Source organism: Laceyella putida (assembly GCF_042665195.1).
GTDB classification, from domain to species: Bacteria; Bacillota; Bacilli; order Thermoactinomycetales; family Thermoactinomycetaceae; genus Laceyella; species Laceyella putida.
In genome coordinates this window covers 46,756-69,450 of sequence record NZ_JBHTBW010000052.1, presented here as the reverse complement: position 1 = coordinate 69,450, position 22,695 = coordinate 46,756, and the positions used below count along the sequence as shown (strand labels likewise).

Annotated in this window: 25 protein-coding genes, 1 pseudogene and 1 riboswitch; of the genes and pseudogenes, 14 read left to right on the top strand and 12 right to left on the bottom strand. The window is 44.6% G+C overall.

Features of this window, described 5'->3' with window-relative positions; all coding sequences use genetic code 11:
- The first annotated feature begins 228 nt into the window (after positions 1-228).
- Complete coding sequence (locus tag ACFQNG_RS15845; RefSeq protein WP_379866515.1) at positions 229-606, top strand: sporulation protein; 378 nt, start codon at positions 229-231, stop codon at positions 604-606.
- A 140-nt stretch (positions 607-746) separates the two neighbouring features.
- On the opposite strand, the gene ACFQNG_RS15840 is transcribed toward ACFQNG_RS15845, so the two are convergent.
- The gene (locus ACFQNG_RS15840; protein WP_379866511.1) at positions 747-1,016 is read right to left on the bottom strand and encodes a hypothetical protein; all 270 of its coding nucleotides are present in this window, start codon (positions 1,014-1,016) and stop codon (positions 747-749) included.
- Between the two features lie 512 nt (positions 1,017-1,528).
- On the opposite strand from ACFQNG_RS15840, the gene ACFQNG_RS15835 reads away from it, so the two are divergent.
- Together ACFQNG_RS15835 and ACFQNG_RS15830 are read left to right on the top strand one after the other, a co-directional pair.
- Positions 1,529-2,794, top strand: coding sequence for an MFS transporter (locus ACFQNG_RS15835; protein ID WP_379866509.1), 1,266 nt, complete (start codon positions 1,529-1,531; stop codon positions 2,792-2,794).
- A 304-nt stretch (positions 2,795-3,098) separates the two neighbouring features.
- The gene (locus ACFQNG_RS15830; protein ID WP_379866507.1) at positions 3,099-3,695 is read left to right on the top strand and encodes a MerR family transcriptional regulator; all 597 of its coding nucleotides are present in this window, start codon (positions 3,099-3,101) and stop codon (positions 3,693-3,695) included.
- A gap of 238 nt (positions 3,696-3,933) precedes the next feature.
- Here ACFQNG_RS15830 and ACFQNG_RS15825 read toward each other — a convergent pair whose 3' ends face one another.
- Entirely contained in the window at positions 3,934-4,197 is a 264-nt protein-coding gene (locus ACFQNG_RS15825; RefSeq protein WP_379866505.1) for a YciI family protein, read from the bottom strand.
- Between the two features lie 432 nt (positions 4,198-4,629).
- Here ACFQNG_RS15825 and ACFQNG_RS15820 point away from each other — a divergent pair, with 432 nt between their 5' ends.
- From ACFQNG_RS15820 to ACFQNG_RS15810, 3 genes are all read left to right on the top strand, one after another.
- Positions 4,630-5,298 carry a GntR family transcriptional regulator gene (locus ACFQNG_RS15820; RefSeq protein WP_379866503.1) on the top strand — a complete coding sequence of 223 codons (669 nt, stop codon included), beginning with the start codon at positions 4,630-4,632 and terminating at the stop codon, positions 5,296-5,298.
- A 30-nt stretch (positions 5,299-5,328) separates the two neighbouring features.
- Complete coding sequence (locus ACFQNG_RS15815; protein ID WP_379866501.1) at positions 5,329-5,952, top strand: DMT family transporter; 624 nt, start codon at positions 5,329-5,331, stop codon at positions 5,950-5,952.
- A gap of 230 nt (positions 5,953-6,182) precedes the next feature.
- Positions 6,183-6,530 carry a YkgJ family cysteine cluster protein gene (locus tag ACFQNG_RS15810; protein ID WP_379866499.1) on the top strand — a complete coding sequence of 116 codons (348 nt, stop codon included), beginning with the start codon at positions 6,183-6,185 and terminating at the stop codon, positions 6,528-6,530.
- 611 nt (positions 6,531-7,141) lie between these two features.
- Here ACFQNG_RS15810 and ACFQNG_RS15805 read toward each other — a convergent pair.
- Entirely contained in the window at positions 7,142-7,324 is a 183-nt protein-coding gene (locus ACFQNG_RS15805) for a hypothetical protein (protein ID WP_379866497.1), read from the bottom strand.
- Between the two features lie 363 nt (positions 7,325-7,687).
- On the opposite strand from ACFQNG_RS15805, the gene ACFQNG_RS15800 reads away from it, so the two are divergent.
- Both ACFQNG_RS15800 and ACFQNG_RS15795 read left to right on the top strand, forming a co-directional pair.
- Positions 7,688-8,689 (top strand): phosphotransferase enzyme family protein, encoded by a 1,002-nt coding sequence (locus tag ACFQNG_RS15800; protein WP_379866495.1) that lies wholly within the window; start codon positions 7,688-7,690, stop codon positions 8,687-8,689.
- 359 nt (positions 8,690-9,048) lie between these two features.
- Positions 9,049-10,590, top strand: coding sequence for a class I adenylate-forming enzyme family protein (locus ACFQNG_RS15795; RefSeq protein WP_379866493.1), 1,542 nt, complete (start codon positions 9,049-9,051; stop codon positions 10,588-10,590).
- A 784-nt stretch (positions 10,591-11,374) separates the two neighbouring features.
- Here the strand turns inward: ACFQNG_RS15795 and ACFQNG_RS15790 are convergent.
- The 4 genes from ACFQNG_RS15790 to ACFQNG_RS15775 all read right to left on the bottom strand — a co-directional run bounded on the left by ACFQNG_RS15790 (position 11,375) and on the right by ACFQNG_RS15775 (position 13,207).
- Positions 11,375-12,076, bottom strand: coding sequence for an endonuclease V (locus ACFQNG_RS15790; RefSeq protein ID WP_379866491.1), 702 nt, complete (start codon positions 12,074-12,076; stop codon positions 11,375-11,377).
- Between the two features lie 132 nt (positions 12,077-12,208).
- Positions 12,209-12,463 carry an integrase core domain-containing protein gene (locus ACFQNG_RS15785; protein WP_379866489.1) on the bottom strand — a complete coding sequence of 85 codons (255 nt, stop codon included), beginning with the start codon at positions 12,461-12,463 and terminating at the stop codon, positions 12,209-12,211.
- A complete protein-coding gene (locus tag ACFQNG_RS15780; protein WP_379866487.1) occupies positions 12,460-12,780 on the bottom strand; it encodes a DDE-type integrase/transposase/recombinase in 321 nt (106 codons plus the stop codon). The genes ACFQNG_RS15785 and ACFQNG_RS15780 overlap by 4 nt, the downstream gene beginning before the upstream one ends.
- Positions 12,781-13,048: 268 nt before the next feature.
- The gene (locus tag ACFQNG_RS15775; RefSeq protein WP_379866485.1) at positions 13,049-13,207 is read right to left on the bottom strand and encodes a hypothetical protein; all 159 of its coding nucleotides are present in this window, start codon (positions 13,205-13,207) and stop codon (positions 13,049-13,051) included.
- Between the two features lie 204 nt (positions 13,208-13,411).
- Between ACFQNG_RS15775 and ACFQNG_RS15770 the strand changes: the two genes are divergently transcribed.
- Positions 13,412-13,645 carry an HNH endonuclease gene (locus tag ACFQNG_RS15770; protein WP_379866513.1) on the top strand — a complete coding sequence of 78 codons (234 nt, stop codon included), beginning with the start codon at positions 13,412-13,414 and terminating at the stop codon, positions 13,643-13,645.
- Positions 13,646-13,894: 249 nt separating this feature from the next.
- Here ACFQNG_RS15770 and ACFQNG_RS15765 read toward each other — a convergent pair whose 3' ends face one another.
- Together ACFQNG_RS15765 and lysA are read right to left on the bottom strand one after the other, a co-directional pair.
- A complete protein-coding gene (locus ACFQNG_RS15765) occupies positions 13,895-14,452 on the bottom strand; it encodes a GNAT family N-acetyltransferase (RefSeq protein WP_379866483.1) in 558 nt (185 codons plus the stop codon).
- Between the two features lie 118 nt (positions 14,453-14,570).
- Positions 14,571-15,890 (bottom strand): diaminopimelate decarboxylase, encoded by a 1,320-nt coding sequence (gene lysA / locus ACFQNG_RS15760; protein WP_379866481.1) that lies wholly within the window; start codon positions 15,888-15,890, stop codon positions 14,571-14,573.
- Positions 15,891-16,003: 113 nt separating this feature from the next.
- Positions 16,004-16,194, bottom strand: a riboswitch (Lysine riboswitch).
- A 179-nt stretch (positions 16,195-16,373) separates the two neighbouring features.
- On the opposite strand from lysA, the gene ACFQNG_RS15755 reads away from it, so the two are divergent.
- The 5 genes from ACFQNG_RS15755 (at position 16,374) to ACFQNG_RS15735 (ending at position 20,925) form a co-directional block, all read left to right on the top strand.
- The gene (locus tag ACFQNG_RS15755; protein ID WP_379866479.1) at positions 16,374-17,468 is read left to right on the top strand and encodes an ATP-binding protein; all 1,095 of its coding nucleotides are present in this window, start codon (positions 16,374-16,376) and stop codon (positions 17,466-17,468) included.
- Positions 17,465-17,998 carry a DUF5682 family protein gene (locus ACFQNG_RS15750; RefSeq protein ID WP_379866477.1) on the top strand — a complete coding sequence of 178 codons (534 nt, stop codon included), beginning with the start codon at positions 17,465-17,467 and terminating at the stop codon, positions 17,996-17,998. The genes ACFQNG_RS15755 and ACFQNG_RS15750 overlap by 4 nt, the downstream gene beginning before the upstream one ends.
- Positions 17,943-18,848, top strand: a complete 906-nt coding sequence (locus tag ACFQNG_RS15745; RefSeq protein WP_379866475.1) for a hypothetical protein — start codon at positions 17,943-17,945, stop codon at positions 18,846-18,848. The genes ACFQNG_RS15750 and ACFQNG_RS15745 overlap by 56 nt, the downstream gene beginning before the upstream one ends.
- An 11-nt stretch (positions 18,849-18,859) precedes the next feature.
- The gene (locus tag ACFQNG_RS15740) at positions 18,860-19,729 is read left to right on the top strand and encodes a hypothetical protein (RefSeq protein WP_379866473.1); all 870 of its coding nucleotides are present in this window, start codon (positions 18,860-18,862) and stop codon (positions 19,727-19,729) included.
- A 107-nt stretch (positions 19,730-19,836) separates the two neighbouring features.
- Entirely contained in the window at positions 19,837-20,925 is a 1,089-nt protein-coding gene (locus ACFQNG_RS15735) for an NAD(P)H-dependent flavin oxidoreductase (RefSeq protein ID WP_379866471.1), read from the top strand.
- A gap of 94 nt (positions 20,926-21,019) precedes the next feature.
- On the opposite strand, the gene ACFQNG_RS15730 is transcribed toward ACFQNG_RS15735, so the two are convergent.
- The 3 genes and pseudogenes from ACFQNG_RS15730 to ACFQNG_RS15720 all read right to left on the bottom strand — a co-directional run.
- On the bottom strand, positions 21,020-21,715 hold the full coding sequence (locus ACFQNG_RS15730) for an LrgB family protein (protein WP_379866469.1): 696 nt from the start codon (positions 21,713-21,715) through the stop codon (positions 21,020-21,022).
- On the bottom strand, positions 21,712-22,083 hold the full coding sequence (locus ACFQNG_RS15725; protein WP_379866467.1) for a CidA/LrgA family protein: 372 nt from the start codon (positions 22,081-22,083) through the stop codon (positions 21,712-21,714). The genes ACFQNG_RS15730 and ACFQNG_RS15725 overlap by 4 nt, the downstream gene beginning before the upstream one ends.
- Positions 22,084-22,525: 442 nt before the next feature.
- Positions 22,526-22,651 (bottom strand): annotated as a pseudogene (locus ACFQNG_RS15720) (LysR family transcriptional regulator); the annotation flags it as partial.
- Between the last annotated feature and the right edge of the window lie 44 nt (positions 22,652-22,695).

Here is a 22,695-nt window from a genome sequence, read left to right as displayed (position 1 = left end):
GAGGGGGAGTTGAAATGAGTAAGGCGACCCGAAAGGTCGCCAAAAGTTTCAGTTCCCTACTCTACTAAATATAATCATTCTGACGAAAACTTAATCTTTACTATTTTCTAATAATAAATTAGTATAAAATCAATCGGATCAAGTTATAGTTTTATTTGTTATTAAAATGTTATTTGATGGGGAGTGTATTACATCATGTACAGGCTGCTTTGTCGTTCCCTGTTAATCATGGTTTTGGTTTTGGCGATGTTTGTGCCGCAGCCCATTCAAGCTGCCGGCGAGTATGATGTGGTATTGTATTTTCCGCTCAGTCGTTATCCCGAAACGGGAGATCATATCCGTGATGCGATTGCGGCGGGACACCCTGAGGTGTGCACGATTGATCGGGATGGCGCGGATGAACGTCGTGAGCAATCTCTTGAAGGATGGCCGACCCGTGAAGGATATGACCGTGATGAGTGGCCGATGGCGATGTGTTTAGAGGGAGGTTATGGTGCGGATATCCGTTACATTTCTCCTTCCGATAACCGGGGTGCCGGGGCTTGGGTGGGAAATCAGGTGGAACCGTATCCAGATGGGACCAAAGTGAAGTTTATTGTGAGATAGATTCAACCCGTTAACCAACCTAGGGGAATGGACAAGCCCAAGCCCCTAGGTTGGTTGTATATTGAGGAAGAGAAACGGTTAGGAGGTCCTATTTGTTACATTTCGCGTCTTTCCGGCCATGAACCTTGCAATTTGCGCAATTAGACGATCTGTCCCGTATGATAGGCGTCATGCAGGGCAATGTTGGTTACTTGCTCCCAGATGGGCAAAGCGGGCAGGAACTCATCAAACTTTTCGTCTGCCATGGAACTTAGCAGGTGAACCAATTCCCTGTGTACGGCAATGGTATCCGTCACCGTTTCTTGCCAGGCCGTTTCATCGGCAGCGGAACCTTGGATGAATGTGTTATCATTATCTGTTGAGAAGCTCGAAGTATCTTCTCCACGCAAACGAAGGTGAAAAGGAGACATAATACAAGAACCTGGGGATTGTGGGGATAAACAAAGGAGCGAGACTCAGAATGTACTAAGTCTCGTTTTTTGATTATGACGGTTTAACCAGCGTTGTATCGGCAATTGGTGACAAACAAAAAGATTCAGAAATGATTTGACAGAGATTGACGGATATGTTAAAATACAAGGGTATTCAAATTGGAGAAAGGTGGTATTAATCTCTAACATGGGCACTTTGTTTGTATTCTAACTCTCTTTTTGCAAAGAGAAGAAATTGAATGCAGACGCTGTTTGCATGAAAAGCAGGCAGGTGGAGGGTGGAAAGCGGTCGTCGGTACCCTTTCTTATGCTCTGTTAAAGTGTACCCATGTAATGAGGTTTATTTCCGTCTTGTCAGATTCTCCCCTTTCTCGGTCGGCATAGAATCTGCTTGATTAGCCGTGGGTGCAACTGCATTCACGGCTTTTTGCATGAAGAGGCGGAGATGGATGGAATAGTCGTGATCACTCAAGAGGGTAGGGGGAAAATCCATGCACGAACAAAAGAAAAAACACATGTCTCCCAACATGTCCGGTTTATTTAAGAATCGATTTGTTCAGGTCATCCTGTTGTCTGGTTTGTTTTTGCAGATTGGCGTCTGGGTTCGGAATTTCGCGGTATTGTTGTTTGTGATGGACAAAACGCATGGGGATGCTTTTGCGGTATCCATGATTTCCGTGGCCGAATTTGCCCCGATATTTATCTTTTCCTTTATTGGCGGCACCTTCGCTGACCGTTGGAGACCCAAACGAACCATGATTTGGTGCGATCTTTTGAGTGCCGCATCCATTTTTGCGGTGCTGCTCGCACTTGTGTTCGGCACATGGAAAGCCGTGTTTTTTGCCACGCTCGTATCGGCCATCTTGTCTCAATTTTCCCAGCCGTCGGGCATGAAGCTGTTTAAAATGCATGTGCCGGAAGAGCTGATTCAGATGGGAATGTCGATATATCAGACAATGTTTGCCGTCTTCATGATCCTGGGTCCTGTGCTGGGCACCTTCGTTTATCAGCAATGGGGAATCGATGTGGCGATTGGTATGATGGGAATCTCCTTCTTGTTATCGGCGGCGGTGCTGTTCTTCTTGCCGGAAGATCGCTTATCGGACGAGGATAAAACAAAGACATCCTTGCTTCAAGAAATGATGGACGGCATTCGATATGTACTGTCCAAACGGGTGCTCACATTACTCGGAGCCTGTTTTTTTGCGGCAGGACTGGCGTTGGGCTTGATCCAACCAATGGGGATTTTCCTTGTGACTGAACAGTTGGGCTTGCCGAAAGAACAACTGCAATGGCTGATGACCGCAAACGGATTGGGCATGATCTTGGGAGGCGGGATCGCCATGAGCTTTGCCAAAACCGCAGCCCCACAGAAGCTGTTGATGTTGGGCATGCTCGTCAGCGCGTTGGGGATGGCCATTTCAGGATTGTCTACGGTCTTGTGGTTGACATTGTTGGCTCAATTGATAACCGGTCTGGTGTTGCCAATGATCCAGATCGGGATCAATACGATGATCTTGCAGAATTCGGAAGAATCGTTTGTCGGTCGGGTCAATGGGATTTTGAGCCCTTTATTTACTGGCGCCATGGTAGTGACCATGAGCATTGCCGGCCCGCTCAAAAACATGTGGTCTGTCGTGGTGATGTATGAGATCGCGGCATTTCTGTTCGTAGTGGGCATGCTTACGATCCTGCCATTGTATCGCCTGTCGGCCAAGCAACCGATGGAGGGTCCGTCCTCGCCGGAAGCACATTGATGAATGAAGTGGTTTGTGCGGTTCCAACTCCGAATGAGAAGTATCCCATCTCTGGCCATACAGGGGTGCGATTTATTAAGAATTCGGCAAAAGGGATTAAAAGCTGTTTTCAGATGAGATCATGCAAATGAGTGGAGATATGGCGGCATTGAGAGAAGTCGCCAAACAAGGGAAAAGGGTCAATGGCTAAGGCTAGCCATTGACCCTTTATTGCCATGAAAAAACGTGTTGACTCTGACGTTACGTTATCCCCTAAGCTAAAGGCAGGAGGTGATGAAAATGCCTTATCTGGTCAAGGAAGTTTTTGTTTTTTAAGGAGATCGGGTTCCATCTGCAGGAAATTAAAGAGATTTTGGACAGTCCGCAATTTGACCGTAAACAGGCTTTGCTGACGCACAAGGAGCTACTCCTTCAGAAGAAGAAGCGGCTTGAGGAAATGATCAGAACGTTGGAACGAACCATCGATTCCATGGAAGGAGAAATCCAAATGAGCAAACAAGACTTATTCGATGGCTTCGATATGAAAGAGATTGAAGAGCATCAGAAGAAGTATGCAGAAGAAATCAGAGTACGGTACGGTGTTGACGCCATGGGGGAACTGTCAAAGCATTCTGAGAAGGAGTGGGCCCGTATCATGGCCCGTAGTGATGAAATTTATAAGAAGTTGGTGACTTACATGGATAAAGACCCTGCGGCCCCAGAGGTTCAGCAGGTGATCGGCGCTTGGAGACAGCATATTTCCGATAACTTTTATCCGTGTACGCTTGAGATTTTTCGGGGACTTGGCGACATGTACGTTGCCGATGAGCGCTTTACCGCCAATATCGATAAATACGCCAAAGGCTTGGCTGCATTTATGAAAGAGGCGATGCACATTTACTGCGACAATCACACTGAATAACCTTTCTGAAGTCAGTGATGAGACAGATAGCATGTCAAGTATAGATCAAATTGTTCGTCCGCTTTCTGTTCAGTCAACGGATCTCTTTCATTTGTTCGCGGTGTTTGCCAATGCGCAATAAGAGTGTCCATGGGAGGAGCGTGCCTCTTCTGACGATGTTGTAAGAAGTCAAACGCTCCTCCTCTCATTTCGGCCTGATCATGGTCAAGCAATGTTCCGTCAATATCAAAAAAATCATTTAAGCTCGAACCATCTTCCATTCATGCAGTTCCAGACGACGGACCCCCTCAATGACGTAAGGGTCTTTCTCAGCCAATTCCTTGGCTTCTTCCAATGAATCAGCAATGTAAATCACCATGCCGCCCGCGCCATCGATGAAGGGTCCTTTGGCGAAAATCTTCCCTTGTTGTTCAAGTTCTTCCAAATAGGCCAAGTGGTGTGGACGATATGTTTGGTTTTTTTCGGGATTTTCCATATGTAAGATCGCGGCGAAGTAAGCCATTGTGGTCAAGCTCCTTTGTTATATCTGATTTATTATCTGGAAGGCGAAGGTGCGATATTCAGCGAGGAGGTAGCGGCAATGAATGGGGCAATATGCCAAATCCCCCCCGGCGAATTGCGGTATCCGCCCTGTTAGAATAACTCACAAGAACGAAAAAGTCCATTCTTGCGGGCAAACAGAAATCACGTCAAGATAGAACGTAAGCGCCGTGGCCTTCAGAACAATGTATCAATATGACAGACTAAATATATGATCGAATCAAAAGTAAATAAATCAGCCCGGCCATTGTCTCAGCGAATAAATCTTCGTCCCTTTCCCCTCACGCAAGACCCACCGCGTATCCGCACGGTTCCACCCCAATTAAAAATTTGACTTTTGAATATATATGCGATATATTTCTGATAAATCTAAAATATGGGGTGTTTATATTCCATGCCGATACCAAAAGATTTTTCATCACCTATACGAATGTCTGCAAAAGAAAAGGCTTTTAACCAACTACAACGGTGGATCATTGATGGAACTCTTACGCCAGGTGAAAAGCTGTATGATGGAGAAATAGCCGAGGCATTAGGTATTAGTCGCACTCCGGTCAGAGAAGCTTTGCAATTACTTCAAATGCAGGGATTTGTTGAAACATTTCCTGGTAAAGAAACAAAAGTAACAACCATTTCAAAAAAAGACGTACTCAAAATTTATTCTCCTCTTGCTTCTCTCCAAGCTCTAGCAGCTGAAGAAGCGGCAAAAATCATTACGGTGGACCAAATTGAAAAATTAAAAGAAATAAACTTGCAATATGAATCAGCCATAAATAACGAACAACACATTAAAGCCATGGAAACCGATGAACAATTTCATTATTTAATTCTCGATATTGCCGACAACCCGTATATTTCTCATTTTTCGTCCATTCTACAGTTACACATCCGTCGTCTGAAATACGTTTTTTTACAACAACCTGTGACATCAAAAAATGATTCTTTAAAAGAGCATGAATTGATTATTAAATCTTTTGCTGAACGTGACGGGGAAAATGCCTCGCAAATCATGAAACAAAACTGGTTAAGACCCATGGAGGAGGTTTATAGAGTGCTGGATTAGTATAGATTAAAAGCTGACAATAGGAAGGCAGTGAGAGAAGTGGGTTGTCAATCTGAAAAAAGTAATATAAGTATCTATTTTTTGTTATTGTTAGTTCCACTGTTTTGGGAAGGTGCTTTTGGCGCGGCTAAACATGTTATTACAGAAATATCACCGATAACAGCAGCAACACTACGGTTTGGTTTAGTTGGATTGATTTTACTTGTTATCGTTTTAATTCGGTCAGAATGGAACTTAGAGGTGTTAAAAAGATTTTGGTTAGGCCTAGTTCTCATGGCTGTTACCGGAATTTTTAGTTATAATGCTTTTTTCTTTATAGCCTTGAAATATACCTCTGCGGTTAACGGATCTTTAATTATGGCGACCACTCCTGTATTTATTACCTTGGGAGCTGTACTTTTCCTGCATGAGGCATGGGACAAACGTTTAGGGTATGGACTGTTCCTATCATTAACAGGTGTATTTCTAGTAATGATTAAAGGTTCCTTTCAAACATTAATTTCCCTCTCATTTAATATGGGCGACCTATTAGAAGCTATTTCAAAATCATCTTTTGGATGGAGAAATGGCAATCGCGATCGCTCCAAAACCGTTTTCCCATTCGCTACATTTGTCCATCGGCGCTCATCGGGAAAAGTTTTTTCTGCTTTGTAGGCATCCTTTTATATAGTTTGATGGCATGGAAAGGCTGCCTGAACCCATCAAAAGCCTATTGACAAATTTCATTTTTTATGTTATAATTATAATTTATTTGATTATCTAGCGGGTAGCTGTTATTATAGAGAATAGAAATATAAAAAATCACCACTTTAATGGAGCCTTATCTGAAAAATATTATTTAACTGAGTGATGAAGTTAGTTAAATATACACAGAGGGGATACATGTGGAGAAGCTACCATGTGAAGGATGCAAAGGAATGTGTTGTGGGCCTGTTCCTGTCACGGAGCAAGAACTTAAGAAAATAAAAAAGAAAATTAAATCCATGCCTCTTAAAAAACGTTTAGAGCTGGAGAATCAAAATAGGTATTATGGAACCTGTATTTTCTATGATTTAGATAACGATAAATGCGGAATTTATGAGGCAAGGCCTGAAATTTGTCGTGTGTTTGGGTATCATAAAAACCTATCTTGTTTCCGCAAACCAGAATTAGCTACAAAAGATAATTGGAATGCCAAAGAAAAACATGTTGGAATATTATCTTTGGATTTTACATGGAAATATTTCAAGTAACCAAAACGGGGTATGTACTCAAAACAGGGTATGTACTAGGAATTTTATTGGCATCTTGTTAGCTTTTATTTAGATCTGTTTGTATCCCCAAAACACAAAAAATGCATTCTTGCTATGGAATAGCCCGTTTTCTCGTTTTGGAGTAATAAAGAAACCTTACCTTGATGGATATGTACAGTCACCCCATAGCCATATAGGTAAGAAAAAAGTATACCACCAAGAAGAAAAAACGCTATTCTTTCTTTAGAGATATAAGAAAGGATGGCGTTTTTTTGTGAATCTTCCGATACAAAATGAACTTCTGGAAGAAGAACTGCGATGACATCTATCGCCCTCCACTCTGGAAAGATTGGCAATGGAAACTTGTTTTATCCAATTTATGTTTAGTGCCATTTTTTTCATAGGGGTTAAGGTTTCCGTTAGTACTAATGCTAGTATTATTGTTAGTGCATTTTCAGGTCCAGACAAGTGCAAAAGCGGCATGATAGATATAAAATAAATGTAAAACTCCGGAGGTTCACAGCTCCGGGGTCCAAGACAATCATATGCTCGCCGAAAATTAGCCTTTCGTATGTTCTAGGATGTCCATCGCCGGGAAGGGGCGAAGCCGGCTACTCGCCTGGATGTGAGCGGCCGTCGTCGTCGCTGGGGGACCAGTAGCCACGGCTTCGTCTGCGCGGCCGAGGATCATCGGGATACCGGGCCAGCAGCGCGGCGAAGTAGTCGGTGGTGGGTTGCGGTTCGTCCCGGGTGGCGACGTCCCAGCCAGCGGTGACGGCGTCTTCGAACTGCATAGTGGGCTCCTTGGGCGAAAAGGGGGGCGCACAGGTCGGAGATGGCCTTATCGTCGGGTTAGTCTTATCTTCATTAAAGAGTTCATCAAGTATTTCTATCGTCTGTTCTAATTTTTCTGGTGGGATGGGTTCACCTCCAAGTTGCCTGACCCCATTTGTCTAGTTCTTTATTAATATTTACATTGTCAAGAGATTGTCTATTCACAATAATTCGCAATCAAAAAGGGCCGCATCACTTGTGACGCTTTGAGAGAGAAAGGAAGCACCAAAAACCAGAATAATATCCAAACAAGTTTGTGAAACAAACAATCTATTCTCCAAAAAAAACACCAGATGATATCTTAACTATAGGAGGATCGCAAGATGAAAAAAGAAATCGCTTCTCTGATAAACTACAAAACCATTGCCGCAATAGCGAGGAAATACGATTTGAATCCAAACAGATTGATTCGGCTCGACGGTAATGTAAATGCTGTTTATGAATATCAAGATCATCATAATCCCATGATTCTTCGTTTGACACCTTCGCATCGCAGGTCATTTGAAGAAGTGCTGGCAGAAGTGGACTTTGTTCATTATCTGGCCGGAAAGGGCGGACCTGTCACCGATGTGATTCCATCCAGCGAAGGGAACTTGGCGGAACAAGCGGAACACGGGTTGACCGCCGTATTATTTGAGAAGGCGAAAGGGCGTTTGCCGCAACAAGCAGATTGGAATGAGCGTTTGTTTTATCAGTGGGGCAAGTTAACGGGATGGTTGCATGCCCATTCTTGTTCATATCAACCAGCGGTTCCATATCGAAGGCGGGAGTGGTGGGAGGAAGATTTACTAAAGGTAGAAGAAAGTATTCCGCCATCTGAAACGCTTGTGTTGAAAAGGGCAGAAGAACTAATGAACCAATTGCATTCACTGACTAAGGAATCCAATAGTTATGGCTTAATTCACAGCGACCTGCATACACGGAACTTCTTCATCCAGGCAAACAGCATCACCGCGTTTGATTTTGATGATAGCTGTTACCATTGGTTCATTAACGATATAGCGATCATTCTCTACCACTCATTGACCCGGTTCGGCAAACCTCCGGGGCGGGGAAAAGGAGAGCGGGAGTTCGCTTCCGATTTCTTGATTCATTTCAAAAAAGGATATGAGACGGAACACCATCTAGACGCTTATTGGTGGAAATGGCTACCTGTCTTTATGAAACTCCGGCGGATTGCCATGTATGTATTTTACCATCAAAAACTCGACTTCACGCAATTAACCGGGGAACGGGCAAGAGTGATAGCGCAAACCCGCCAAGATATTGAAAATGACTTGCCAGTGACGCGCTTGGATATGGCGGATTGGCTTAGGTTAGAATAAGGAACTTCACTCCTTGGGCCCATTGGTGACCAAACGGAGATATTGAAAAGAAGGTAATGAGATCGTTGAACCTGGTTGAAGACAAACAGGAAAAGGGACTGATATTGTTACCCATCAATATATAAAGTGAGCAATTGAGGTGCAGAGCGTTAACTATGGATGATTTGTCATCCGTACATGAAATAAATCAAATCATGAACAGGAGGGCCTTTGCGCTCGTTTACCTTTAAATTTTTCTTTCTTTATGGCCAATTTAGAACATATTTCGGACTTACCCCATGGAAATTGTTTCTGTTATAATCATAGTATTAATTTAGATGATTTTACTATTTCATAAAGACAGGAGTGATGATCTTTTGGTGAATTCACAAACGCTTGGACAAATGTTGCAATCAAGTTCGCAGTATTATGCGAATCAGGAAGCGGTTGTCAGCCCTGGCATGAAGCTTACTTTTAAAGAGTACAATATCTTAACCAATCAGTTAGCCAACTACTTATTACATAACGGAGTACAAAAAGGGGATCGGGTAGCTTACCTTGTAGGCATCAATGGTGCAGCTCCTATCTCCTTAATGGCCATTGCCAAAATAGGGGCTATTGCTGTTCCACTCAATTTTATGTGGTCAAAAGAAATGACCGAATGGGCGTTGGATCATATTGATGCGAAGTTTGTCCTTTATGAAGATCGATTTGCTCCTTTGGTGAAAGAAAAGATCTTACTTGATAGTATCCCGTCGGCACAAATCGTAGAAAATCATGAGTTGTCCAAAAGATTTTTAGGAGAGTTGCGGACTTATTCTATGGACTATCCAGATATAGAAGTGGAGCCAAATGATCCAATTACCATTGTTTTCACATCGGGAACCACCGGGCTTCCTAAAGGAGTGGTTTCTACCCATAAAGCCTTTATCGCCAGTGCCATTAAGACGAGCGGAACGACTGAAAATAAACCGGGTGACCGTTTCTTGCTTGCTTTACCGACTTTTCACATTTCGGGAATTGTCATTATGTTATCCCAGCCCCTATTAAAGTACACGCTAGTATTTTTGCCCCAGTTGGATCCCAAAGGATTGTTGGACATCATGGAACAAGAGAAGATCAACCTGACTTTTATGCCTCCGACGTTATTAAGCATTATTGTTCAGATGATTGAGCAAAGCGATTACCTTTTGCCTTCATTAGATCGTTTTATTTCTGGAGGCAGCAAGGTGCCGGTCCGAACAATCAAAAATTTGGAGGAAATGGGCTTCAAGGTCTTAGAAGTCTATGGAGCAACAGAAACAAATGGAATCGTCTCGTGTTGGAAACCAGAATTTGGGTATGATTCATGCCATACAGTAGGCAAAGTTTATTTGTATCCTGAGGTAAAAATATTGGATCGAGAGACGAGGAAAGAGCTTCCGATCGGACAAATAGGTGAATTGGCTGTAAGTGGAGATACAATCTTCCAAGAATATTGGAAAAATCCTGAAGCCACTAAAGAAGCTTTCCACGAAGGCTACTATTTGACAGGTGATGCAGCCAAAGTGGACACTGATGGGTTTATTGAGATCGTTGACCGTTACAAAGATGTAATTTATTTCAGTGGATTTGGTGGGGTTTATCCAAGTGAGGTAGAGAAAGTGATTTTTGAGATCGAGGGAATTGAAGAGGCATGCGTTGTAGGTGTACAACATCCCGATTTTGGTGAATTCCCTTGCGCTTTTGTACGAGTCAAAGAAGGGATGATCATAGATAAATCCCAAATCCTCAATCATGTGCATGCTCAACTCGAAAGGTATAAATTAGGGGATGTCGTTCTAGTAAAAGATCCGCTACCTAAGATTGTGACAGGAAAAATAGATAAAGGTAAATTGAAAGCGATGTTTCTGGAAAGAATGAAGAGAATGAAGCAATTGTAAATACCTTACTAATCGAAGACAGGGATTGCGTTCACCCATACGAAAAAGAGGTAGTTTGTCTGCCTCTTTTACATTAAGATACTTATGTGTGTATATGCCAGATGGCGTAGTATAACACATGTGTCAAAAAACATACGCCGAGGAGAGGGAGAACCTCAATTTGGTGCCATCTGTCGAATAAACTGTAATATGAGACTTACTTCGAGTGTGCATCCAGTCAATGTGTTGTGACTTGAATTATTTCTTCCTGTTTTTTTAGCTGAAATAGTTGCTTTGTTGTCTCCTTTTTGATTTCCATACATACCAAACTGAAAAGAGTCATGTAGTTGTCTGCTACGTGATGGTACACAATCCCACCATAGTCCCCATAGCGAATATGGTGGGGTAATACCAGCGTAGCTGTCACCAGGTGCAATCTGGATTCAATAAGACAGAAATTACGTCATTTATATCGACATAATTTCTGTCTTTTTTCATGATAGACGTAAATGATGTCAGGGGAAAATCAATCAAGCATTGTACAAACAAGAAAGGGGATCTGTTCGAGTTTGAACTTGGCTCTTTTATATGGCGTGGAGACAGCGACCGATTTTGAAGGCGTATAGGGAAGTGTCTGGAGAAGGATTCTCCTATGATCAATACTGGGATCTGGCTTGCGTATTCAATGTGGAACCCGTCCCAGTGCCGAAAGTCTCATAGAAGACGGTGATGTCGCCTAAATCGATTTGCAAGAAAACCCTTCTCTGCGCCCGATGATGAGTTGAAAAGTTGAAAATGGGAGTTTTTACTTTTGACTCTCAAGTGAATCAAGCATTTGTTTGCGAATTTGTCTCGTCAACATATCCGCTCGCCTTATGATCTCTGGAATACGGCTTTCTTTGCCGACGAAGTGCAGGGCTAACCGGAGGGATAAAGGCAAGTCAACGTGATTGCCTACGGAGACATAAATGGGTTTGACCCCATCTTGTGTACGCAACACAGCCCCGATGATTTCACCTTGATCCCAAATCCGCTCCATACTTCCTCGCTCGGGCCCAGGCTCCCGATATTCTCCCATGAAGTGTTTTTTCGCAATGCCAATCGTCGGCTTGTCGATAAAAAAAGAGGCGTGAGTGGCCAAACCGACACGTTCCGGATGCAACATGCCATTCCCGTCAAAGAATACGAGATCCGGTTCGCTTTGCACCTGTTCCCACGCTTTTAAGAAGAGAGGGAGTTCGCGAAAAGCGAGAAACCCAGGAATATACTCTTGCGAAACGGTATCTTGGCAATGAACGGTTTCAACTAGTTGTTTGCTTGCATAGTCCATGATCGCAATAACGGCTACGGCTTGTTGATTATCTGGGAAGTAAGCCAAGTCGACACCCGCCACCAGCCGAGGCTGCCCAAGATAAGGGGTAAGCCGAATCTGTTGCCGGAGCGAGTGCTGAATGGCCCTCATTTCATCCAATGACAAATCAAACGAATGGATTGGGTTGATTTTCATAAAAATGCCTCCTAAATGACAGGAAAATCCTTAGGCTATCTCGATCTTACCATAATCAATGAAAAGGCAACCAATATAGTAGCATAGACTTAATGAACCCCGTATGTCCAGACAATCATGCAACGTTTGAAGTTACAGATTGACGAAATTCGGTGACAGATATCCAAGCGCTGAGTGAGGTCTTTCATCATTGTAAAAGGCTATGTAATGATCAATGTCCTGTTTAGCTTCCAGGAACGAACCATATTCTTGGAGCCAAACCGTTTCCTCTTTTAGCGTACGAAACCAACGCTCAATGTAAGCATCAGCGTCAGGATTGTTGTAACCCGTTCTTTCTTGCTTCATTCCAGCATCTTTCAGCGCTTTTACATAACGTCGGCTGGTCATTTGACAGTTTTATCACTCCGTATGCTTAGCCCTTTGCCTTTTACCCCTTCAGGAAAACGGTAATTCAAAGATTGGTTTACAGCCATAAGAAGCTCCTCGGTTCTGCAGAACCGAGAGAAAGAATAGCCTACGATTTCTCTGTCAAATGCATCAATCACCGCAAACAAATACCCCCAGCCATCTCTGCCACACCAGACTTTTGTCATATCTACTTGAAAATGCTCATTGGAACGAGTAACGGGAATCTTTCCTGGTCGCTTTTTTCGTTTGGCTTCAAAACGCTTCGTCTTAACTAGTACATTCAACTCCTTCATCATTCGGTAAACACGTTTGCCATTAACCTGGAGTTGAAATCACTTTTTTAGCCATACTCGAATACGGCGATATCCGTTCGTAGGAAACTCGCCACACAACTTTAAAATCTTTTGACGAAGCGATGCTTCTTCTGTCTTTTCTCGCTTCTTAGGTTGTTCTTGCTTAAGTAAGGCATTTCCATAGGTACGTTTGATTTGAAGGGCATATGTAATTTTGGGACCGAATACCCTTCATCCACCAAGGTTCGTGCCAACTCTCTTAAACTTACCTTCAGCCCCAATTGGTCTTTTTTCTGAGGATCTCAATCTGCATTACTTGGTGAACAAGCAATGCCTTGTCTTCTTTCAATTCTTTCTCTAATTCTATCTCCCGTTTAGATGGATTTGTTGCCAGGGCTGAAAGCCCTCGCTCCTCATGGCTTCTTTCCAATCCATTTTGCCCTCCCCTTTCCTTGATTAAAAAAGACGTTTGACATGCGATGCAATCAAGTCACTCAACGTCTTGGTTTCCCGACGCACTTTATCCCTCAACCGTTTGCGGAGTTTTTTCTTCGCATCCGTCGCATGGAGGACGACGTCATCCCCCTTTTTGAGGACGTGGGAACTATACTTTGAGAAACGTCTTGGCATTAAGATGGTGGACAACCTCAAAGGAAAACGCCAGCTTCTGCAACTTTGGAAAGAACAACAGGGCATTTGCCCTGTCTGTAAAGAAAAGATCACCAAACTTACAGGATGGCACAGCCACCATATTGTCTGGCGATCTCTAGGTGGTTCCGATTTGCAAGAGAACCGCGTTCTCTTACATCCAAATTGTCACGCCCAAGTCCACAGCTTAGGGATAACCGTTGAGAAACCGCGTCCCTAACGGGGCGTTTGAAGAGGCTTGAGCCGTGTACGGGGAAACTCGTATGTACGGTTCTTAGGGGGGGAACGGCTCCGAAAGGAGCCTGCCCTACCCGACACCCCCTTTACAAGTGGTTAATTAATGCCGCATGGGTGCCGTAATAAGCCGTTCCTCTTACATTATAACCACGACCATCATAATAGTTTGTAATCATAGCAGCAGTAGTAGGCCCACATGATGAATAAATAAGCGAGCCCCAATGAGGCTCGCTTATTTATTGACATAACGTTCGCGATATTCATCTTCAAGCATGCTCATGATGATAGAATCGTGGTACTGGTGATTGTAGAATAACGCATCACGCTGAACGCCTTCTTTTTTGAAGCCCAGCCGTTCATACACATGAATCGCACGTTCATTGTATGAATAAACATTCAGTTCAATCCGATGTAAGTTTAAATCACCGAACGCATAGTCCAGCATCAGCTTCATCGCTTCGGTGCCATAGCCTTTGCCTTGATGGATTTGATTGTCAATCGCAATGCGGATATAGCAACTGCGGTTGAACGGATGGATCTCAAGCAGTTGAATGTCACCTATGACGGTGTCGTTTTCCGTTAAAGCGATGAGCATGAGCACACCGGACGAATCTTGGGCCTTTCCTTCAATATACTGCCTCACTTGTTCTCTGGTGAAGCATTTTTGCGTCCCGGTGAGGCGTCTTGTTTCTTTATTGAACAACATGCGGAAATACAATTCCGTGTCTTCGACGCTAATCGGCCGCAAATATACCTGATCTCCTTGTAAAAAGCGAACGGGTGTATACATGAACGTTCCCTCCTGTATCCATATTAACTATAGCCAATTCTCCCTAATTTGAAAATGTTTTTACTAAAAAACAAAAAAGAACCTGACCAAGTGACAGGCTCTTCTCTCATTTATAAAACTAAATTTGTGATAATACAGCTCTTTTACGGTCTTTGCGGATCAGGTCTTCATAGGTTTCCCGCTCCACAACCAATTCCGCTTCGCCATCTTGGACGAAGACGACGGCAGGACGGCGCAGGCGGTTATAATTGCTCGCCATGGAATAACCATAGGCCCCAGTCGACAAAACAGCAAGAATATCCCCGCTATTCACTTTGGGCAGGGCGATGTCCCAGATGAGCATGTCTCCGCTCTCGCAACACTTCCCCGCGATGGATACCGTTTCCGCCGGCGGCAACGACGCTTTGTTGGCAAGCAGCGCGTCATATTTCGCTTGATAAAGCGCGGGACGGATATTGTCTGTCATGCCACCATCCACAGCGACATAGGTGCGAATGCCCGGAATTTCTTTGATCGAACCGATCGTATAAAGCGTGGTACCCGCATTTCCCACGATGCTGCGACCCGGTTCAATCCAGATCTCCGGTCTCGGCAAGTCGCGTTCATCCCATGTGGCCGCCACTTCACGGGTAATAGTCTCCACAAAGGCCTCGATCGCCACCGGATCATCTTCGCTTGTATAGGAGATGCCAAAACCACCGCCCAAGTTAAGCACTTGTACTTCATACCCCATCTCTTCATGCACCCGATCCAAAAACGCCCTGACGATCCGAACCGCCTGCACAAATCCGGTCGTATCAAAAATTTGCGATCCGATATGCACATGAATGCCCAGGAGGTTAAACTGTTTTTTTGCCAGCGCGTGTTGGATCGCCTGCATGGCTTGCCCATCGGAGACACCGAAGCCGAATTTCGAATCTTCTTGGCCAGTGGAAATGTATTCATGGGTGTGCACTTCGATACCGGGTGTAAGACGGAGCATCACATTGACGCGTTTGTTGGCAGTGCTCGCCAGATCATGGAGCAACTCCATTTCATAGAAGTTATCCACGACATAACACCCGACATTCGCTTCGAGGGCCATCCGCAATTCTTCTTCCGTTTTATTGTTGCCGTGAAAGTGAATGCGTTCAACAGGGAACCCGGCTTGGAGAGCGGTATACAACTCACCGCTGGACACGACATCCAGAGAGAGGTTTTCTTCGGCGGCCAGCTGTGCCATGGCGATACAGCTAAAGGCTTTGCTGGCGTAAGCGACTTGAAAAGCAAAACCGCTTTGTTTGAATGATTCGACAAAACGGCGGCTATTTTGCCTGATCAACGCCTCATCATATACATAAAGGGGTGTTCCAAACTCTTTGGCCAATTCCATCGCATCGCACCCACCAATGGTGAGATGGCCTCGCCCGTCAATGCGGCTCGTACCAGATAAAGGCATAAAAAAACCTCCCAATCACGAATGAAATTAGGAGAATACAGTCGGGCCAAAATAAAAAACACCATCTGACTATAGACGGCATCCCTCATTAAAACCGCACCATAACCATATCTCCTGAAGATAGCGCACCACGCATATGCGGATCGATATACGTGACAGTTCTGCCCCTGTTCGGGTACAGACCCAGCCCCCCTGCCCAGAGAAAGCAAGAGAACTTCGGCGACTTTTCCTTTCCATCGCTGTCATGGATCTTCTCTGGATCTCAAGCCATGTACTATTAAAAGTCGCAACCTCTACCTCATCAAGTTATGATGAGGTTTTGCTTATGCAGTTGGTTTATTAATGTGTTTTAGTATAGCACGCAATAGGTTCGATGTGAAGAGGTTAAACACATTCTTTACAATGTATTGCGAACATAAGTTCGGTATGTGATGATAGAGAAGTGAGCGCAACAGATACATACAACAGAGAGGGGACCGTCTTATGGCCGTTCGTTACCCTGCAGAAATTCGCTGTCAAAAAGAATTGGAAGCTTTGCAATTGGCAGATACATATCCCAAACCGCAAGGATGGCTGCTGTCACCACGGATGGTGGAACGTTTCATTTTAGGTTCCGAAGAAGAATGGGTTACCAAAGACGGAGAGAAAATCCGCATTCGGCCCAAATACTGGGGAGATCGATCCTTGATACAAGTAGCAATTGCCACCTTGGCATCGGATCGCGGGCTTATGTTGGCGGGTGAACCAGGAACCGCCAAAAGTTGGTTATCCGAACACCTATCCGCTGCGATTTCGGGAACCTCTCAATTAATTGTCCAAGGGACATCCGGCACCAATGAAGATCAGATCAAATACACATGGAATTATGCGATGTTGATCGCGCAAGGCCCGTCAACGGAGGCGTTGGTGGAAAGCCCGATGATGGATGGCATGAAACAAGGAAAGCTTGTTCGATTTGAAGAGTTAACCCGTTGTCATTCGCAAATACAAGATGTGATGATCTCCATCTTGTCTGAGAAGCAAATCGCAATTCCCGAATTGAACACTGTAGTCAATGCGGAAAAAGGCTTTAATGTCATCGCGACGGCAAACACGGCGGATAAAGGGGTCAACGACATGAGCGCCGCATTAAAACGCCGGTTTAACTTCGTGGTGATTCCTGTGCTCACTGACTTGGAACAAGAGATGAAGTTGGTGGAAGAAAGAGCCAAGGAGCAGATGCTCAGCTTGGGGTTGGAAGCGCAAATCCCACCTGACCTCGTGCGCCTGATGACTACCGTATTCCAAGAATTACGACGCGGGAAAACCATCGACCGCCAAATGCAAATCAAAAAACCTTCCACCGTGTTAAGCACAGCCGAATTGATTTCGGTGATGTCCAACAGCGCGATTCTTTCTACTTACTTCGGAGACGGCTCCATCCAAATGAAAGAAGTGGTGCGCAGCATGTTTGGTGCGGTATCCAAAGAGGATGACACGGACTTGGATGTGGTCAAGGAATATGTGGAAACCGTCGTTCGCGACCGCGAAGGCCAGGTGTGGGCCGATTTTTATCAAACATGTAAGGAGCAATTATGAGTCACATTCATTTCTTACCGATCCGCCACCATTCTCCGTCATGCGCTTATCACGTTCAGCGGGCGATTAACCAAATTCGCCCCAGCCATATCTTGATCGAGGGGCCCAGCGATGCCAATCCGTTGATTCCGCATTTGCTGGAAGAGGATCTGCAACTTCCCGTTGCGATTTATTCATATAAAACCTCACCGCAACCAGAACGGTTGTATTACCCTATATGCGATTATTCACCTGAGTTTGTGGCGATTTTCACGGGATCCTTGTTGGGTGCCCATTGTTCTTTCATCGATATTCCTTCCGCATGGATGATGGAGACACGGAAACTTGGAGAACGTGTTGAAACAGGAGAATGGTGGGCTCGGGGAACCACACTGTATATGGAACGACTGGCCCAAACGGATCAAAAAGACGAAGGCGGAAAAAGAGGCATTGCTTTCGTCGGGGCTCCACTTGGTGGAAAAGGGGGTAGCGGAGTTGGTCCAGCAAGGATACAGTATGGTCAGCGAACAAAGTATCGCTACTTTCGCTGAATTGTCTGAGTTTGTGAAGTCGTATAAACTCCGGCGTCTGGGTAATATTCTTACCTCGTTAAAAGAAGAGTTGCATTTTCACCCGACGAACCAAATCGAAATCGCCCGTTTGTTAAGCGACGCTTGGTTTACCGTAGCGGCGATCCGCAAACATCTGCAAGACGGTTTAAAGAACCCTGTTTTGCTAGATGAGCTCGTCGGAAAAACTTGGCGCAAAACAGAGCTGGAGCGAGTATCCGGGTTGAACTTGGTAGAGTTGGGGTATGAACGCCAACTCCTGACTTCCGGCTTCATCGTGGAGACGAGTATGTTAATCGATTTGAATCAAGGAACGTTATTTGCGGAGAAGCAGATTACCCCGCAAAAAATGAACATATCTTCCAAGGCATCTTACTTTCAAGTGCTTGAAGCGGATTCAGCTTATCTCTATCCAGGTCAGGAACCACGCCGAATCAAGCTGGAATCCTTCCGGCAGCGCACACTGACGCACACCGATTTAGATCGGTTGGTGCCCTATGCGGTTTCTTCTTTTCAACCTCTGCTAACTCAGTTGCAAGAGCAAGCTTCCTCTTTATTCCCGCAAGAAGAGATTTGTGCCCTGATTCATCCGAAGCTGTTGGTGCAAGCGGGAAACGTTGTATATGCGATTGATCAACAGCATCGCATGTTGCGTGTTGCCGAAAAAAGTAGAGGTGGCTTGAAACGTCTGGTCAAAGAGTTTGCTGATGGGTTGCTATTTGGCAAACTCCTGTTAACCGATCAGCCGGTTTTGTCTGTTCTCTCCTTTATTCCGTTGGATTCTCCTACGCATGCACGGTATCTCTACACTTGGCCCATGATGAAATGGTGAGGAGGGAATCGATGACACAGATGGTTAGGCTAATCGAACAGTTAGAAGAGCAACTCCTGTTTCTGTTGGCCTCCGGTTTACAGCACGCCCGTTTGGAAATGCAGGAGATCGCCGAGCAGGCGACTCTTTGGCAAGAATGGGGGTTTCCCGAGCTGTCCCATCATTTAACACAGCTAGCAGACAAGCAAGGGCCAGAACAAATCACGCAACTATTCTTGTTGCTGCGGCAATGCGATTGGCTTAAACGGCAATTTATCCAACTTGATTCTTATGATCCACCGAAGAAGCGACAATGCAAAAAGAATAGCAAATGGTCTTTATATCCCCTCTCTCTGATGACAATGAATGAAACCAGCTATATCATCGTCCATCTATGGGAGCAACAAAAAAAGAAAGAAGAGGGGGTCCTGATCTGGATCCCAGAATCCTGTTTTCCCACCCCCATCCGGCCCCGGTTGCTTAGAAGTGTGTTTGAGGTGGAAGATTGCCAATTCGACCACTACTTTGCCCTTGATAAATCGACCCATCTTCCCGTGTTCCGAGTGAAGGTAACAAACGAGCTCGATGTCGAAGCAGATGAATTAGTCCGTTCCCTTTCGGGGCGGATGTGCTTGAAATTGGCTCGGGGCGCGGTTTATCTTGACCGACTCAAGGAATCCGACAAGACGAGACGGTGGACCTTGTTCAATAACACAAGCCGGATGAACATGAAGCAATTAGAGCAAATCTGGCCGGCCTATTGCTTTTATTACAAAACGGAGCAATTTTTCATTCCGCTGATCTTCGCGAATCAATTGGATTTAAAACAGGCCGTGATCCTGCATGTGTATGAATCAGCTTGGACGGACGAACAATTAAGTGTGTTTAAACAAGAGAGATAGAGTGTGCAAAGAGTGGCACATACGTTTGAGTGCCTCTCTTTGCAAAGCCTGACCGCGACGGCTTTGTTACAATATAATTAGTTTTGCGAAAAGAAGGGGGTAGCAAGATGTTTCAGCAAACAACATTTGCTTCGCTATGTTCCGTTCAACACCCGATTGTTCTGGCCCCGATGGCGGGAGGGGTCACAACACCCGAATTAGTCGCGGCTGTATCCAATGCGGGTGGATTGGGTTCATTGGGTGCCGGATATTTGTCTCCAGCCAAATTGCGCGAAGAGATTAAGGAGATACGCATGCGCACTTCGCGTCCATTTGCTGTCAATTTATTTGTTCCCGGAAATGATAACAGCCCGGATAACAACGTATGCACTGAACTAAAAACCGGCCTCAAACCCATTTGTGACGAGTTGGGCATAGAGCCGGAAGAGTTGACTTGCGCTTATGAGGATCAGTTTGAGGAGCAATTTGCCGTTATTATAGAAGAGCGTGTTCCCGTCTTCAGCTTTACGTTTGGGATGTTGGCGAAAGAGAAGATTCAGAAATGCAAACAGGCAGGGATTCTTACCATCGGCACGGCTACAACGGTCCTTGAAGCAATCCGGTTGGAAGGGAGCGGAGTGGATGCGATTGTCACGCAAGGAAGTGAAGCCGGAGGGCATCGCGGAACCTTTGCGCATCCATACCATGAAGCGTTGATCGGAACCATGGCATTAGTGCCGCAAGTGGCGGATCACGTCAGTATTCCCATCATCGCGGCTGGTGGCATCATGGATGCAAGGGGAATCGTAGCCAGCTTCGCCTTGGGAGCCTCTGCCGCTCAGATGGGAACAGCCTTTATCCCATGCAAAGAAAGTGGCGCCCACCCTTTATATAAAGACGCGTTGCTCCGAGCTTCAGAAGATCGGACCGCCGTTTCGCAAGCGATTAAGGGTAAAGCCGTCCGCGGATTGCATAACCGTCTGATGGACTTGGTTGAACAGATGCCGACAACCTTGCCTTACCCGTATCAACATGCCCTGACACAAAAAATCCGCCAAGCCGCAGCCCAACAACAACGCCCTGAATGGATGTCCATGTGGGCGGGCCAAGGAATACGCCTGGCTAAAGAGACAACTGTTCAAGACTTCATGACAGAAATAACAGAAGGGATTGGCAAACTATTGGGAAGATTGAATGAAATAGATAATAGGCAATAGTGATTCAATATAGATAAACCGAATTGTAGTATAGATTGGTTTGCGATATAAACAAAAAATGCATTGTCTGATCGAATCGCGTTTTTCCGGTTAATTACATTAAGAAAGATAGATTGGGTAATAACAAAATCCAAATGAATGTGATAAAGGCCCCAATGATCATGGCCAAACTGGAAAAGGTACCTTCCAACTCGCCCAGTTCAAACGCTTTGGAAGTTCCAGTGCCGTGTGCACCCATTCCCATCAATAATCCTTTGGCAATGGGGGATTTCAAGGAAAGAAGTCGGATGAGAAGCGGACCCAATACAACGCCGGATAAGCCGGTAATCATCACAAAAACAGCGGTTAATGAAGGGTTTCCGTGAAGCGTTTTGGCATATTCCATCGCGATCGGTGTGGTAACCGAACGAGGAATAATGCTGATTACCATGATTTTGCTTAGCCGGAACAGAAGCGCAAGCAAAATGGACGTGATGACGGCAAAAAATGAACCTATGCTTAAGCTGATAATCATTTCCTTCAAATGTTGTTTAAGAAGATCTTGAAATTTGTACATGGGAACAGCGAAAGCGACCGTGGCCGGACCCAACATATAGGTTAACAGTTGGGTTCCCGAAGCATAGGTGCCGTAGGGGATGTGAAAGCACTCCAAGATGATGATCAACATAAGCGGTGTGACAATAATGGGTGAAAAAAGCACAAGGGTGATCTTGGAGTTGATTTTTTTGCTCACCACAAAAATCAAAATGGTGAGCAATAGTAACAACGCTTCAAGCAAAAGGTGCTTCATATGGCTTTTCCCTTCTTCCGCTTTTGCAAAAATTCGGCGACAAGTCCCGTAATACACATCACAACAGCTAAACTAATCCAGACAACAGCAACCATTCGCAAGCCTTCTAGACCAAAAATTTGCGGAAATTGAATAATCCCGACGGTTGGCGGGACAAAGAAGAGCAAAAGTTCCGCCAACAACCATTTAGCGCCTTTTTCCACCCATTCCAAGCGGATGACTCGAAATTTAAGTAAGCAAAACAGAATCACCAAACCCACAAAACTTCCGGGCAGTTTTTGAAACTTGAGTAAGTAAGTAATCCCTTCCCCCGCAAGAAAAATGAGATAAATGAGCAATATTTGTGCGAAGGTAATGAAGATCTTCATAGACTCCCTCTTTCTGACTAGAAGCTATTTCAAAACCATCTTTTTGATGGAGAAATGGCTATGGCGATCGCTCCAAAACCGTTTTCCCATTCGCTTCATTTGTCCATCGGCGCTCATCGGGAAAGGTTTTTCCGCTCATCAACGACTTTTGAAATAACTTGTACTTAAGCGATAACTTCTGTCTGGTTGTTCGACTCTGGCTGAACAGCTAAAAAGAGCAGTTAACTATGCTGGTTATTCAACCGCTTTTATCTGCAACCCTTGTTTTTTTGGTAGTTCTCGCTGTCCATATTTATAAGGTAACGAGATTTGATCCATTCGTAAAGAATATATCTTTTATTATTGTTATGCCTTTTAGTTATGATTGGGACGGATTTTTTTAATTAAGTCGATAAGGGTTTTGGCAGCATATGAGAGGTAACGATGTTTTTTGGTAATCAGTCTCATCTTCCATACTTTTGATCATTTTGCTGATGGAGGGTTGCGACAGATGCAATGCTTGAGAAGCTTTGGTAAAACTTTTGTATTTGGCAACGGTTAAAAAATACTTTAATTGGCGTATTTCCAATGGCAAATCCTCCTGTATTTTTATATTCCTTCACCGGTTCGGAC